The sequence below is a fragment of the Stenotrophomonas sp. T8 genome (genome assembly GCF_051853085.1).
Classification (GTDB): domain Bacteria; phylum Pseudomonadota; class Gammaproteobacteria; order Xanthomonadales; family Xanthomonadaceae; genus Stenotrophomonas; species Stenotrophomonas sepilia.
In genome coordinates this window covers 3,985,299-3,998,668 of sequence record NZ_CP195329.1, presented here as the reverse complement: position 1 = coordinate 3,998,668, position 13,370 = coordinate 3,985,299, and the positions used below count along the sequence as shown (strand labels likewise).

14 protein-coding genes are annotated in these 13,370 nt (G+C 68.4%); 9 read left to right on the top strand and 5 right to left on the bottom strand.

Going from position 1 to position 13,370, the window contains the following annotated elements; genetic code table 11:
• Positions 1 to 6: 6 nt before the first annotated feature.
• The 4 genes from ACSDHM_RS18545 to ACSDHM_RS18530 form a co-directional block, all read right to left on the bottom strand.
• Entirely contained in the window at positions 7 to 1,212 is a 1,206-nt protein-coding gene (locus tag ACSDHM_RS18545; RefSeq protein ID WP_353761676.1) for an efflux RND transporter periplasmic adaptor subunit, read from the bottom strand.
• Positions 1,209 to 2,462, bottom strand: a complete 1,254-nt coding sequence (locus ACSDHM_RS18540) for a TolC family protein (protein WP_439426479.1) — start codon at positions 2,460 to 2,462, stop codon at positions 1,209 to 1,211. The genes ACSDHM_RS18545 and ACSDHM_RS18540 overlap by 4 nt, the downstream gene beginning before the upstream one ends.
• Before the next feature lie 56 nt (positions 2,463 to 2,518).
• A complete protein-coding gene (locus ACSDHM_RS18535; RefSeq protein ID WP_072167791.1) occupies positions 2,519 to 2,857 on the bottom strand; it encodes a hypothetical protein in 339 nt (112 codons plus the stop codon).
• Positions 2,858 to 3,024: 167 nt separating this feature from the next.
• Positions 3,025 to 3,414 carry a RidA family protein gene (locus ACSDHM_RS18530; protein WP_072167792.1) on the bottom strand — a complete coding sequence of 130 codons (390 nt, stop codon included), beginning with the start codon at positions 3,412 to 3,414 and terminating at the stop codon, positions 3,025 to 3,027.
• A gap of 108 nt (positions 3,415 to 3,522) precedes the next feature.
• Here ACSDHM_RS18530 and ACSDHM_RS18525 point away from each other — a divergent pair, with 108 nt between their 5' ends.
• On the top strand, positions 3,523 to 4,416 hold the full coding sequence (locus ACSDHM_RS18525; RefSeq protein WP_111008164.1) for a LysR family transcriptional regulator: 894 nt from the start codon (positions 3,523 to 3,525) through the stop codon (positions 4,414 to 4,416).
• A gap of 165 nt (positions 4,417 to 4,581) precedes the next feature.
• Positions 4,582 to 5,091: a DNA polymerase III subunit epsilon gene (dnaQ, locus tag ACSDHM_RS18520; protein WP_005420353.1), complete on the top strand. Its 510-nt coding sequence runs from the start codon at positions 4,582 to 4,584 to the stop codon at positions 5,089 to 5,091.
• Positions 5,092 to 5,104: 13 nt separating this feature from the next.
• Here dnaQ and ACSDHM_RS18515 read toward each other — a convergent pair whose 3' ends face one another.
• Positions 5,105 to 6,319 (bottom strand): glycosyltransferase, encoded by a 1,215-nt coding sequence (locus ACSDHM_RS18515; protein WP_072167794.1) that lies wholly within the window; start codon positions 6,317 to 6,319, stop codon positions 5,105 to 5,107.
• A 281-nt stretch (positions 6,320 to 6,600) separates the two neighbouring features.
• Between ACSDHM_RS18515 and rpmB the strand changes: the two genes are divergently transcribed.
• From rpmB to ACSDHM_RS18480, 7 genes are all read left to right on the top strand, one after another.
• Positions 6,601 to 6,837 carry a 50S ribosomal protein L28 gene (rpmB, locus tag ACSDHM_RS18510; protein WP_005411638.1) on the top strand — a complete coding sequence of 79 codons (237 nt, stop codon included), beginning with the start codon at positions 6,601 to 6,603 and terminating at the stop codon, positions 6,835 to 6,837.
• Positions 6,838 to 6,847: 10 nt separating this feature from the next.
• The gene (gene rpmG / locus ACSDHM_RS18505) at positions 6,848 to 7,015 is read left to right on the top strand and encodes a 50S ribosomal protein L33 (protein WP_169411268.1); all 168 of its coding nucleotides are present in this window, start codon (positions 6,848 to 6,850) and stop codon (positions 7,013 to 7,015) included.
• A gap of 500 nt (positions 7,016 to 7,515) precedes the next feature.
• The gene (locus ACSDHM_RS18500; RefSeq protein WP_005420350.1) at positions 7,516 to 7,764 is read left to right on the top strand and encodes a hypothetical protein; all 249 of its coding nucleotides are present in this window, start codon (positions 7,516 to 7,518) and stop codon (positions 7,762 to 7,764) included.
• A gap of 125 nt (positions 7,765 to 7,889) precedes the next feature.
• Entirely contained in the window at positions 7,890 to 9,308 is a 1,419-nt protein-coding gene (gene cls, locus ACSDHM_RS18495; protein WP_439426987.1) for a cardiolipin synthase, read from the top strand.
• 45 nt (positions 9,309 to 9,353) lie between these two features.
• Positions 9,354 to 10,775 (top strand): FAD/NAD(P)-binding protein, encoded by a 1,422-nt coding sequence (locus ACSDHM_RS18490; protein WP_111008163.1) that lies wholly within the window; start codon positions 9,354 to 9,356, stop codon positions 10,773 to 10,775.
• Between the two features lie 9 nt (positions 10,776 to 10,784).
• Complete coding sequence (uvrD, locus tag ACSDHM_RS18485; protein ID WP_088497393.1) at positions 10,785 to 12,977, top strand: DNA helicase II; 2,193 nt, start codon at positions 10,785 to 10,787, stop codon at positions 12,975 to 12,977.
• Positions 12,978 to 13,042: 65 nt separating this feature from the next.
• Positions 13,043 to 13,369: a low molecular weight protein tyrosine phosphatase family protein gene (locus ACSDHM_RS18480; RefSeq protein ID WP_072167797.1), complete on the top strand. Its 327-nt coding sequence runs from the start codon at positions 13,043 to 13,045 to the stop codon at positions 13,367 to 13,369.
• Position 13,370 lies beyond the last annotated feature (1 nt).

Genomic DNA, 13,370 nt, shown 5'->3' with positions numbered 1-13,370 from the left:
GCCTCCTCAGTGGCCGTGCTCGGCTTCGCCCTTGGCCAGCTCGGCCTTGAGCAGGAAGGCGTTGGCACCGACGATGCGCTCGTTGCCGCTCAGGCCACCGAGGATCTCGATGCGGTCACCGGCACGGCGCCCGGCCAGTACCGGCTGCGCCTTGAAGCCACCTTCGACGGCGACGAACACCGCGCTGCTGCCATCAACGTTCTGCACCGCATCGGCGGGCACGCTGAGCGAGCCGTCCTGGCCTTCGGTGACCACCACGGCCGATACCGGCGAACCGGCTGGCGGCAGCGACGCATCCACCGGCGTGGCGCGGATCACTGCGACGCCGCCCTGCTGCCGTACATCGGCGGCCGAACCGGTGACGGTAGCGGTGAAGCTGCCACCCGGCACGCTCACTTCCAGCGTCATGCCGGGCATGACCTGTGCAGCCAGCGCTGGCGGTGCGGTGAACACCAGCTCGTTCATCGACGGGTCGGCGACGTCGGCCACCGCACTGCCGGCGGCGACCACACCGCCCGGTGTGACCTGCACGTTGCCGACGATGCCGGCCACCGGGCTGGTGATGCGCACGCGTCCACTGGCATCGGGCGCGCCGTTGGCGGCGGCCTGTGCCTGCGCGGCAGCGGCCTGGGCCTGTGCCGCCAGCGAGCGTGCACGCGAGGCTTCCAGCTCCTGGCGGGCGACCACGCCCTGCTCGACCAGGGCCTTGTCGCGGCCATAGGCCAGGCGTGCGGCCTCGGCTTCGGCGGATGCGGCCAGCGCATTGGCGCGGAACACCGCTGCCTCGCCACTGACCACGATGGCCAGCGCCTGGTTCTGTTTCACCGCCGTGCCCGGCGCGACCAGTACGCGCTCGACGCGGCCGGTCACGGTCGAGGCCACCGAGGCACGGGCACCGACCGAGGGTTCCACCCGACCGGCGAGGCGGGTGGAACCGCCACCGCCGCGACCGACGGCAACCACTTCGATACCGGACGCCTTGATCTGCTCGGGCGTCAGCTGCACCACGCCTTCGTCGGCGTCAGCAGGCGCCTTCGCGATTTCTGCCTTGGCTTCCTTGCTGCTGCCGGCGTGGCCATGGCCATCGTCGGTGCCGGCCTTGGTCGCAGCCGGATCTTCATTGGCAGGTGTCTGCGCGTTGCCGGCGCAGCCGGCCAGCAGCACAGTCAGCAGCATGCCGCCGATGAGCGGAAAAGTACGGGAGAGAGTCATGGGGCCTCCACAAAGGGTGCGCGCCCTTCAAGGCGGGCAAGATCGATTTCCGCGCCGACGCGCGACAGGCGCGCATCCACGGCGGCGGCGCGGGCGGCGATAAGAGCGCTGCGCGTGCTGCGCAGTTCCAGCTGCGAGATGCGTCCGGCGTCGAAGCCGATGCGGGCCAGGCGATACGCCTCTTCGGCGGCGACCACGCTTTCATCGGCGGCGCGGGTTCGGCTGCCGGCGGCCTTCAAACCGGCCACGGCCGAGAGGCGTGCCGCCTCGCTGTCGCGGCGCTGCTGGTCCAGGCGCGCCTCGGCCGCGCGCTGGTCGGCATTGGCGGCGCGGATGCCACCGCGGTTGCGGTCGAACAGCGGGATGCTGATGCCGACGCCGAGGTTGTAGGCACGCTCGCCGCCTTCGCGGAAGCGTGTCTGCGCGGCGGTGACGCTGAGGTCGGGCAGGGCGCGCTTGCGCTCCACCTCGACCAGTTTGCCCGCCGCATCGGCTTCGGCTTCGGCGATGCGCACGGCCAGTGCTACATCGGTGGCACCGCGCGGCAGCGGCGGCGCACGGTCGAGCAGGCTGTCGTCGATCGACTGCACCGGCGCATCCAGCAGTGCAGCACCGGCCAGGCGGGCCAGCGCGGCATCGCGGAAGGCCTGCGCTTCATCCAGCGCGGCGTTGGCGTTGGCCACTTCGCTCTGCGCCTGCACCGCGCGCAGTTGCGGTTCGCGGCCCTGCTTGACCATCGCGTTGACGGCGTTGGCGTCATCGCGGGTGAGGCTCAGTGCCTCTTCGGCCAGGGTGTAGCGGCGCAGTGCACTTTCCGCCTGTGCGTAGACCGCCGCCAGCTGGCTGGCCACATCGCTGCGGCTTTGGGCACCACGCAGGTTGGCGGCCTGTGCTTCGGCCCGGGCTGCACGGACGCGCGCGCCACGCTGGCCCCAGATCTCCAGTGGCTGGGACAGGGTGAGCACAGTATCGGCCCTGCCCATGCCGCCATAGGAGCCGGTACCCCAGGCGTTCTCGGCCGACCAGGACAGGGAAGGGTTGGGCAGTGCGCGGGCCTGGTCGGCGCGCGCATCGGCGGCCTCGGCCAGCGCCGCACCGACGCGGGTGCCGGGCAGCTGGTCCAAGCGTTCAAGCAGGGTGTCATAGGAAGGGGCGGCTTGCGCCATCACCGATGCCGCCGGGGCCAGGCCCAGCAACACGGCGACGACCCGCCCGGCCGCACGCAGCGACCGAGGTGTCAGGATCGACATAGGGGGATTCCGGTTGTGAGTGAAACGGGAGCCCGCAATCGCGGGACGCGCTCAACTCACGCCCGGGGGGGACGCGTCAATTCATCCTGGGCGACCGCATAGGTCGCCGCGTCGCCGGCATTCATCCAGCGCGCCGGCAGCGGCGCACCGAAGGCGGCGAGGCTGCTGGCCGGCAGGCTCAGGTTCGAGTGGTGGCAGTGGTTGTGGCTGCAGGCACCGGCGTGCTTGCTGTCACTGTCACCCTCGGCATCGTTGGTGTTGCTTTCCACGTGCACCGCAGTGGTGTCGTGCGGTTCGACCGCGCAGGCCAGCACGTCGGCCACCGGCACGACCACGAATGCCGCCATCAGCAGCAGCATCAGGTACGTACGCAGTTGGCGGGTGATCCGGCGCATGGAAGGGAGGCTAGCAAGCGGTTTTCGCCGGATACAATATCAATGGCCGCTTCGGGAATCCGTCGGATTCTCCCGTTCAGGTGGACCGGGCGCGGGGTCGGATCCCTTTCCTCCGGAAAGGGCTCTGACCCCACCGCGTTGCCGGCCAGCGGCCGGCACTACCCGGGTCACGGCAGCTTCGCGATCACCTTGATCTCGAACTGGAACCCGTACAGCCAGGTCACACCGATGCCGGTCAGGGTCGGGTGCGGCGCCTGGCCCCAGTACTCGGGCACGATCGCCCAGGCCTTCTCGAAGTTCTTCTCCGGATCGACCAGGAACACGGTCACGTCGATCACGTCATCGAACGTGCAGCCTGCGGCAGCCAACACCACATTGAGATTCTCGAAGGCGCGGCGCACCTGCATTTCGAAGTCCGGCTCGGGCGAGCCGTCCTCGCGGCTGCCGACCTGGCCGGAGACGAACAGGAAACCGTTGGATCGGATCGCCGGCGAGTAGCGGTTGCGCTCGTACAGCGCTTGGCGGCCGGCGGGGAAAACGACATCACGCTGTGACATGGGGAAGATCCCGTGGGAGAGGACGCCATCCTCCCCGCCAGCGGTGTCTGGATAAACCGCGATGATCGGCCTAGATTGATTGCCAATTCCAAACAATCACGGCCAGCCATGGACCGTTTCGAGGCGATGCGGGCGTTTGCCCGGGTGGTGGAGACTGGCAGCTTCACCCGTGCGGCGCAGACCCTGCAGATCAGCCGCACCACGGCCACCCAGCTGGTGCAGCAGCTGGAGGCACACCTGCGGCTGCGCCTGCTCAACCGCACCACGCGCCGGGTCAGCGTCACCGCCGACGGTGCGGCCTACTACCCGCGCATCGCCCGCCTGCTGGCCGAGCTGGAAGAGGTGGAGGGCGGGCTGGGTGACGCAGCCAGCCAGCCGCGCGGCCGCCTGCGGGTGGATGTGCCGGGGCCTTACGCGCGGCTGCGGCTGGTACCGGCGCTGCCGGAGTTTCAGGCGCGCTACCCGGAGATCCAGCTGGATATCGGCGTCAGTGACCGCGAGGTCGACGTCATCGCCGACAACGTCGACTGCGTGATCCGCGGCGGCACCCCGGCCGACCCGGCACTGGTCGCGCGGCCGCTGGCGGCGCTGCCGATCGGTTTCCACGCCAGCCCCGGCTATGTGAAGCGTTTCGGCGTGCCGACCGACCCGCGCGCGCTGGAAGGGCCGGACCACCACATGGTCGGCTTCCTCAGCCCGCGCAGTGGTCGCGCACGCGTGTTCAGCGCGCAACGTGGCGATGAGCGCATCGAGGTGCAGGGCCGCTACACGGTCGGTTTCGACGACGGCAACGCCTATCTGGCGGCGGCGCTGGCGGGGCTGGGCGTGGTCGCGCTGCCCAGCTACATGGCCGCGCCGCACGTGGCGCGCGGCGAATTGCTGCCGCTGCTGCAGGACTGGCAGCTTCCACCCATGCCGATGCATGTGATGTTCCCGCCGAACCGGCACATGAGCCAGCGGCTGCGGGTGTTCATCGATTGGGTGGTGGAAGCGTTGGGGTGATGCACACGCACCTGTAGAGCCGAGCCCACGCTCGGCTGCTTCTCGCTCCAACGCTCAAGGCCCGCGCTTCGCGCGTGAGCCGAGCACGGGTTCGGCTACAGGGAGGGCTTCCTGCTGCAGGCATGCGAAAATCATCGCGGCACGCAACAGGAAACATCGCCACGCATGAATCGCATCGTCGCACTGGACACCGAAACCACCGGCATCTCCCACCGCCTGGGGCACCGCGTGATCGAAATCGGCGCCGTCGAACTGATCGACGGCCAGCTCAGCGGCCGCCAGTTCCACACCTACCTGCAGCCGCAGCGCAAGGTGGACTGGGGCGCACAGCGCGTGCATGGCATCAGCGATGCAATGCTGGTGGGCAAACCGCTGTTCTCCAGCAAGGCCGCTGAACTGCTGGACTTCCTGCGCGGCAGCGAGATGGTCGCGCACAACGCCACCTTCGACGTGGGTTTCCTGGACAACGAGCTGCGCCTGGCCGGCATTCCCGGCACGCTGGCCCAGCACTGCCGCATCACCTGCAGCCTGAAGCTGGCGCGCGGGCGCTGGCCCGGCCAGGGCAACAAGTTGGACGATGTGCTGCAGCGCCTGCGCATCCCCGGCAACCGGGGCCTGCACGGTGCGCTCAAGGATGCCCATCTGCTGGCCCAGGTGATTCCGCACCTGCGCTGAGGCTTGCCCGCTGTTACATCGGCCGTAACCAGCGCTCGATCATCGCCACGCCACAGGCCACCCCGTCTTCATCGCTCATCGCCACGCCCAGGGCCGCCGCGCGTGCGCGTACTGCGTCGGCTTCTGCGAAGGTGATGGCTGCTGCCAGCGTTGCTGCATCCAGTCGCTTCGGTGACAACGGTGCCGGTGCCACGCCCAACCGACACAGGCGATCGGCCCAGAAGAACTGATCCGCAGCGAACGGCATCACCAGCGAGGGAATGCCGGCCCGGCAGGCCGAATGCGTGGTGCCGCTGCCACCGTGGTGGATGGCGAGTGCGCAACGCGGGAACAGCGCTTCGTGTGGGGTCGGCCCCAGTACGAAGACCGAATCGGGCAAGCGCATCGCAGGCAGTCCCACCCAGCCAGGAAACAGCAGCACCCGGCGTGGCGCCAGCGCCTGCAGCAGGGCCGGCAGCACGCGTTCGCGATCAAAGCCGGTCATGCTGCCGAAGCCCAGGTAGACCGGCGGCGGGCCGGCATCAAGGAAGACCCGCAGATCGGCCGGGGGCGTCCAGGGCGCATCAGGAAGCCGCCATTGGCCACAGACGATGTGGTCGGCCGGCCAGTCCGCCGGTAGCGGCAGCAGCTGCGGTGAGATGCCATAGAGCATCGGCAGGCCGGACCACAGCGCGCGGCGCGGCGATTGCCCCAACTGCTGGCGTGCCGCGTTGATCGGCCGGCGGAACTGGCGCCAGATCAGGCCGTTGACCAGCCCATAGCTGGCGCGGTTCAACCAGCCCGGCGAGCGTCCCGGTGGCAGGAACGGAGAGCGGAAGGCCCGCGTCGGGGTCAGCGGAATCATGCCGCTGCCGATGACGGGAATCCTGCGGCGTTCGCCCACGCTCATGCCGACGAAGGCCGCCAGGCCACCGGTCAGAATCGCATCGCAGCCTTCGGCGGCGGCATCGGCTTGGCGCATCCAGCTGCTGACATGCTGCAGCGCCATCCGTGCCAGGCCGGTACTGGCGGCGGCAACGCCGTTGCCACGCGAGACCAGGGCGACCACGTCGTCATGGATGTCACCCTCAAGGGCCGCGTGGGGCACATCCAGGGCCTGCGCGCTGCCCAAGGTGCCGCCATCGGCCAGTAGCGTCACCTCGTGGCCCGCGCCGATCAGCCCATGGCAGAGCATGGCCAGGGGACGTGTGTCGCCTTCGGTTCCGTAGGTCAGGGCCAGCAGCCGCATGGGAAGCTCCGCAGTGGTCCGGGCCAGTATGCCGGTTGGCGGAGTGCCCCCGGTCCTGCCGGTTCAGTCCCCGCCTGTGGGTAACTTGCGCAAGTGCTTGAACCGGTGCATAATGCGCGGCTCGCTGTGTCCGGTTTTCTACCGGGCGGCGTCCCCGGGAGCACGTCCCCGGCCGCCCAACGCCAGCGTAACCCTTTGATTCTCTTGACGTGTGGTGGGCAACCATCGAGGCCGCCGTCTCCCGGGCTACGGGCTGACAACTACTACTATCGAGGTGCGCAATGTCCCGCGTATGCCAGGTTTCCGGCAAGCGAGTGCAGACGGGTAACAACGTCTCGCACGCCAACAACAAGACCCGTCGTCGTTTCCTGCCGAATCTGCACGAGCGCCGTTTCTGGGTGGCCAGCGAGAACCGCTGGGTCAAGCTTCGTGTTTCCGCGCATGCACTGCGCACCATCGACAAGAACGGCATTGATTCCGTTCTGGCTGAGCTGCGTGCGCGCGGCGAAAAGGTCTGAGGAGTAAAGCATCATGGCAGGCAAGCGCGATAAGGTCCGTATGATTTCCTCGGCCGGTACCGGCCACTTCTACACCACGGACAAGAACAAGAAGAACACCCCGGGGAAGATGGAATTCCTGAAGTACGATCCGGTCGTGCGCAAGCACGTCCTGTACAAGGAAGGCAAGATCAAGTAATCCGCACGGATTGCTGGTCCCCGCGAAGAAACCCGCCCCTGTGGCGGGTTTTTTCATGTCTGGCATTCGGGTGGTGGGAACTTCCTGCATTGCCGTGGTGGGTGCCGACCGTTGGTCGGCACTGGGCAGTCCCTGCGCACGCTGTCGCCAATGGCACCATGCCTGGAGCGAAGGGCTGAATGCGATAAGTGATTGTTCCTACCGGTTCCGGCGCCTCGCACGGTTCAAATCGATTGGAACGACGGGCGTGGCCGTGCCCATGATGGCGAGCCGCTGCGGTTGCAGCGGTCGGGCTTGCAATCCCGAGGAATCGAGTAACGGTAAATTCGCCAGCCGCTGTCTCTGCGTGTGCAGCGGCTGGCGACCCGCTCTGCCTTATGGCGGGCGGTGCGTGGGGGCCGCGTGCCCGCCGGTTTGGTTTCCGTTGCTTGTTCCCCGGTATTGCAACCACGCATCGTCCGCCACCTTCACCGGTGGCCAGATCCGTTGAAGGAGGTTGCATGAACACCCCATCACACCGCCAGGACCTGGAACTGGGCTGGCTGCGCCTGCAGCGCATGTTGCAAGGCATCGAGGGCATGGCGCTGCTGCTGTGCGATCACCACTTGGCACTGGCCAACGGCGCACCGTCGCCGCTGCCGGAGGCGCAGCTGGAGCGGGCCGCGCAGGCCATTGCCTGCATGGCGCTCAACGGCCGCCGCCATGCCGATTCGGTACGCCAGCTGTGCGAGGTGCCGGTGCGGCACTGAGCCATTCTGTAGAGCCGAGCCCACGCTCGGCTGCTCTGCGGTCGGGCCGAAAGGCAGTCGAGCATGGCTCGACTCTACAAAGGCCACTGGGCAGAATGGCCCATCACCTCCCGACGGGCGACACGATGCTGTTCGAGTGGTTGCTGGGTTCCTACCTGCTGCTGATCGACTGGCTGATCCGGCTGGTCGCGCTGTGCTGGATCCCCACCCGCACCACGCCGGGGGCGGCGCGCAGCTGGCTGCTGCTGGTCGGCTTCGTGCCGCTGCTGGGGCTGCCGTTGTACCTGCTGTTCGGCCACCCGTGGCTGTCGCGCGAGCGCATCCGCCGCCAGGCCGAGGCCTCGCAGGTCATCCGCGAGGAACAGGCGCTGCAGCATCGCCTGCGCTGGACACCGCAGCCGGACACCGCCAGCGCCGAAATCGTGCCGCTGGTGCAGCGCCAGGGCGATTTCATGCCGGTGCACGGCAACGCCGTCGATCTGCTGACCGACTACGACGAATCGCTGCACACGCTGATCGCCGACATCGACCAGGCCGAAGACCGGGTGCACCTGCTGTACTACCTGATGTTCGACGACGCGGTCGGCGAGGCTATCGTCGAGGCACTGCAGCGTGCGGCTGCACGGGGCGTGCAGTGCCGCGTGCTGCTGGATGCGGTGGGTGCCAAGCGCGGCCTGCGCGCCTATCGCAAGCGCCTGCAGGCGCGCGACATCGAGGTACGCGCGATGCTGCCCGGTGGCCTGCGCTGGCGCCGCAGCGGGCGCATGGATCTGCGCAACCATCGCAAGATCGCGGTGATCGACAACGAAGTGGCCTATGTCGGTTCGCAGAACCTGGCCGGCCCGCAGTTCGTGCCCGGCCACCCGAACCGCGAGCTGGTGGCGCGCGTGCGTGGCCCGGCCGTGGCGCATTTGGAAGCGGTGTTCGCCAGCGACTGGTACATGGAAACCGGCCAGCGCCTGGACGTCATCGCCGATGTGCCCGAGTGCAGCGACGACATCGCCACCCAGCTGCTGCCCAGCGGCCCGGCCTATCCGTACAGCAACGCGCGTGATGCGGTGGCGGCGCTGATCCACCTGGCACGGCGACGGCTGGTGATGGTCACGCCGTATTTCGTGCCTGACGAAGCCACGCTCAGTGCGTTGCGCATTGCGGCCTTGTCCGGCGTGCAGGTGCAGCTGATCCTCTCGGCCAGCAACAACCAGCGGCTGACGTCGTGGGCGCAGGAGGCCTACTACGACGAGCTGCTGCGCTGTGGCGTGCGCATCGCGCTGTACGAGCCGCAGTTCCTGCATGCCAAGCACATGAGCGTGGACGAGGAAATCGCCGTGCTCGGCTCGATCAACATGGACATCCGCTCATTCGCGCTGAATGCCGAGATCGACCTGGTCTGCTACGACCGCGCGCTGGTGCAGCAGCTGTGTGCGATCGAGGATGGCTACCTGCGTGAGTCGCGGCAGCTGGACCTGCAGCAGTGGCGCAGCCGCCCCACGTGGCGGCGCAGCCGCGAAGGCATCGCACGTCTGGCCGATGCGTTGATGTGAGATGGCGGCAATCGCCCGCTTCGGCAACCCGGCCCGTCATCGCCGATGGCCTACAATCGGCGCATGACTGATTCACCGCGTAATGGCGAACTGGACCTGGCAATCATCGGCGGTGGTGCGGCCGGGGTGCTGGTGGCGATCCAGGTGTTGCGCCAGGCCCAGGCGCCGCTGGCGATTGCCATCTTCGAACCCGCCTCGCAGCTGGCGCAGGGCATCGCCTATGCCACGCCGTGGCCGGAGCACCTGCTGAACGTGCCGGCGGCGAAGATGAGTGCGTTTGCCGACCAGCCTGGCGATTTCCTCGACTACCTGATGGCCGCCAACGCCTACCCGGGCGAGGCGCGCGAGGTGCTGGGCGAGCGTTACGTATGCCGCCACTACTTTGCGGCCTACCTGCAGCAGCGCCTGCAGGAGGCCGCTGCGGCCAGCCCGGCGCAGCTGCAGGTGATCGCGCAGCCGGTGCTGGGCCTGCAGCCGGATGACCATGGCTACCGGCTGACACTTGGCGATGCCCAGACGCTGCACGCCGTGCAGGCGGTGCTCGCCACCGGCAACAGCATGCGGCCGCTGCCGGTGGCCGGTGCCGAGGCACTGCCCGCCGATGATGTGATCGAGGCCTGGGACTACGACGGCGTGCGTACCCTGGCCGGTGAGCAGGCCGTGGCCATCGTCGGCTCCGGCCTGAGCATGGCCGACACCGTGCTGGCGCTGGTTGCCGCCGGCCACACCGGCCCGCTGCACGTGATCTCGCGCCATGGCCTGCTGCCGCTTCCGCATGCGCATGGTGGCCTGCCCACGTTCGACCCGGCTGCGCTGCTGCCGATGAGCCTGCGCCAGCGCCTGCGCGCGTTGCGCGGGTTCGCTCGCCAGGCGCAGGCCGACGGGCTGCCGTGGCAGGGCGTGATGGACCGCATCCGTCCGCATGGACAGGCGCTGTGGTGCAGCCTCGACGCGGCCGACCAGCGCCGCTTCCTGCGTCATGTGGTGCGCTACTGGGACGTGCATCGCCACCGCATCGCCGAAGAGGTCGACGCACAGCTGCAGGCGCTGATCGAAAGCGGCCAACTGCGCATTCACCGGTCCCGCCTGCAACGCGTCGGCCGCGAAGGCGATGCCCTGCGGCTGTCGGGTCGCGATGCCAACGGCAATGAACAGCACTGGACGATCGGCGGCGTGGTCAACGCCACCGGCGTGGAAACCCGCGCCAATGCGCTGCGCAATCCGTTGCTGCAGCAGCTGCAGGCCGAGGGCCTGGCACGCCCCGGCCCGCATGGGCTGGGCCTGGACAGCACGGTGCCGGGCGACCGCCTGCGTGCTGCCGGTGGCCAGCCGCAGGCACGGCTGGGCGTGCTCGGCAGCCTGCGCATCGGCAGCCTGTGGGAAAGCCTGGCGGTGCCTGAACTGCGTCAGCAGGCGCAGGCGCTGGCCAGCCAGGTGGTCGCAGGAGCCGCGACGGCGATGCCGTAAAATGGAGGCATGGATGTCTCCCACCTGCTTGATGGCCTGAACCCGGCCCAGCGCGAAGCCGTCTCCGCTCCCCCCGGCCACCACCTGGTGCTGGCCGGTGCCGGTTCCGGCAAGACCCGCGTACTCACCCACCGCATCGCTTGGCTGCATGAAGTCGATGGCGTGCCGACCCACGGCATTTTCGCGGTGACCTTCACCAACAAGGCGGCCGGCGAAATGCGCCACCGCATCGACGCCCAGCTGCCCCATGGCAGCCGTGGCATGTGGATCGGTACCTTCCACGGACTGGCCAACCGCCTGCTGCGCCTGCACTGGCAGGACGCCAAGCTGCCAGAAGGCTTCCAGGTGATGGACTCGGACGACCAGCTGCGGCTGGTCAAGCGCGTGGTGCAGGCGCTGGAGCTGGACGACGGCAAGTACCCGCCCAAGCAGATCGCGTGGTGGATCAACGCGCAGAAGGACGAAGGCCGCCGCCCGCAGCACATCCAGCCCGAACCGCACGATGCGTGGCTGGAAACCATGCGCCAGGCCTACATCGAGTACCAGGCACGCTGCGACCGCGCCGGCCTGGTCGACTTCGCCGAGCTGCTGCTGCGCGCGCATGAACTGCTGCGCGACAACCCGGCCCTGCTGGCGCATTACCGCGCGCGCTTCCGCGAAATCCTGGTGGACGAGTTCCAGGACACCAACGCCATCCAGTACGCCTTCGTGCGCGTGCTGGCCGGCGATTCCGGCCACGTGTTCGTGGTCGGCGACGATGACCAGGCCATCTACGGCTGGCGCGGTGCCAAGGTCGAGAACGTGCAGGGCTTCCTGCGCGACTTCCCGGGCGCACAGACCATCCGCCTGGAGCAGAACTACCGCTCCACCGCCAACATCCTCGGCGCCGCCAACGCGGTGATCGCGCACAACCCGGATCGCATCGGCAAGCAGCTGTGGACCGACAGCGGCGACGGCGAGCCGATCGACCTGTATGCGGCGTACAACGAGATGGACGAGGCGCGCTACATCGTCGAGCGCGCCCGCCAGTGGGTGCGCGACGGTGGCAGCTACACCGAAGTGGCCGTGCTCTACCGCAGCAACGCGCAGTCGCGCGCGCTGGAAGAAGCGCTGCTGAGCGAACAGGTGCCGTACCGCGTGTATGGCGGCATGCGCTTCTTCGAGCGCGCCGAAATCAAGGATGCGCTGGCCTACCTGCGCCTGCTGTCCAACCGCAACGATGACGCCGCCTTCGAGCGCGCGGTCAACACCCCGACACGTGGCATCGGCGACCGCACGCTGGACGAAGTGCGCCGCGAGGCGCGCGCGCAGGGCATTTCGTTGTGGGAAGCGACCATGCTGGTCACCCAGGGCAACGCGCTGGCCGCACGCGCGCGCAATGCGCTGGCCGGCTTCCTGGGGCTGGTCAACGAGCTGCAGGCGCAGACCGTGCACATGACCCTGGCCGAGCGCGTGGACCACGTGCTGGCCCGCTCGCAGCTGCGCGAGCACTGGAGCAAGGAAAGCCGCAACGCGCTGGACTCGGAATCGCGCACCGACAACCTCGACGAACTGGTCTCGGTCGCCTCGCGCTTCGTGCGCCGCGCCGACGACATCGAGGAAGTGGGCGAGGACATGGACGAGCTGGTCGCGTTCCTGGCCTATGCCGCGCTGGAGGCCGGTGAAGGCCAGGCGCAGGCCGGCGAGGATGGTGTGCAGCTGATGACCCTGCACTCGGCCAAGGGCCTGGAATTCCCGCTGGTGTTCCTGGCCGGCCTGGAAGAAGGCCTGTTCCCCAGCGCACGTTCGCTGGAGGAAAGCGGGCGATTGGAAGAAGAGCGCCGCCTGGCCTACGTCGGCATCACCCGCGCGCGCCAGAAGCTGGTGCTGAGCTATGCCGAATCGCGCCGCATCCACGGCCAGGACAACTACAGCCTGCCGTCGCGCTTCCTGCGCGAGATCCCGCGTGAACTGCTGCACGAAGTGCGCCCCAAGGTGCAGGTCTCGCGACCGGCCTCGATGGGCGCCAGCCGAGTGATGGGTCATGCCTCGATCGAGGCGCCGCCGATCAAGCTCGGCGCGCTGGTTACCCATCCCAAGTTCGGCGAAGGCATGGTGACCGACTACGAAGGCAGCGGCGCGCACGCCCGCGTGCAGGTCGAATTCGCCGACGCCGGCAGCAAGTGGCTGGTGATGGCCTACGCCAACCTGACGGTGATCTGATCACCGCCGAGGGGTCGGATCCCTTTCCGTTGGAAAAGGGATCCGACCCCGATTAGGCTGCGCTCATGACCCGCAACGTGCTCTTCCTCTGCAGCCAGAACCGCCTGCGCAGCCCCACCGCCGAGCAGGTCTTCGCCGATTGGCCGGGCATCGAGACCGCCTCAGCCGGGTTGCTGGCCGACGCCGAGGAAGTGCTCAGCCCCGAGCTGCTGCAGTGGGCCGACCTGGTGTTCGTGATGGAGAAGGCGCACCGCAACCGGCTGTCCAGCCGCTACAAGCCGTGGCTGAAGGAGAAGCGAGTGATCTGCCTGGATATCCCGGATGACTACGAGTACATGGACCCGGTGCTGGTGGAGCTGCTCAAGCGCAAGGTGACCCCGTACCTGCGCTGAC

Bases quoted from the DNA above. Each gene is read 5' to 3' on its own strand.
- ACSDHM_RS18545 (WP_353761676.1), bottom strand. From the start codon at position 1,212: ATGACTCTCTCCCGTACTTTTCCGCTCATCGGCGGCATGCTGCTGACT.
- ACSDHM_RS18540 (WP_439426479.1), bottom strand. From the start codon at position 2,462: ATGTCGATCCTGACACCTCGGTCGCTGCGTGCGGCCGGGCGGGTCGTC.
- ACSDHM_RS18535 (WP_072167791.1), bottom strand. From the start codon at position 2,857: ATGCGCCGGATCACCCGCCAACTGCGTACGTACCTGATGCTGCTGCTG.
- ACSDHM_RS18530 (WP_072167792.1), bottom strand. From the start codon at position 3,414: ATGTCACAGCGTGATGTCGTTTTCCCCGCCGGCCGCCAAGCGCTGTAC.
- ACSDHM_RS18525 (WP_111008164.1), top strand. From the start codon at position 3,523: ATGGACCGTTTCGAGGCGATGCGGGCGTTTGCCCGGGTGGTGGAGACT.
- dnaQ (WP_005420353.1), top strand. From the start codon at position 4,582: ATGAATCGCATCGTCGCACTGGACACCGAAACCACCGGCATCTCCCAC.
- ACSDHM_RS18515 (WP_072167794.1), bottom strand. From the start codon at position 6,319: ATGCGGCTGCTGGCCCTGACCTACGGAACCGAAGGCGACACACGTCCC.
- rpmB (WP_005411638.1), top strand. From the start codon at position 6,601: ATGTCCCGCGTATGCCAGGTTTCCGGCAAGCGAGTGCAGACGGGTAAC.
- ACSDHM_RS18500 (WP_005420350.1), top strand. From the start codon at position 7,516: ATGAACACCCCATCACACCGCCAGGACCTGGAACTGGGCTGGCTGCGC.
- cls (WP_439426987.1), top strand. From the start codon at position 7,890: ATGCTGTTCGAGTGGTTGCTGGGTTCCTACCTGCTGCTGATCGACTGG.
- ACSDHM_RS18490 (WP_111008163.1), top strand. From the start codon at position 9,354: ATGGCCTACAATCGGCGCATGACTGATTCACCGCGTAATGGCGAACTG.
- uvrD (WP_088497393.1), top strand. From the start codon at position 10,785: ATGGATGTCTCCCACCTGCTTGATGGCCTGAACCCGGCCCAGCGCGAA.
- ACSDHM_RS18480 (WP_072167797.1), top strand. From the start codon at position 13,043: ATGACCCGCAACGTGCTCTTCCTCTGCAGCCAGAACCGCCTGCGCAGC.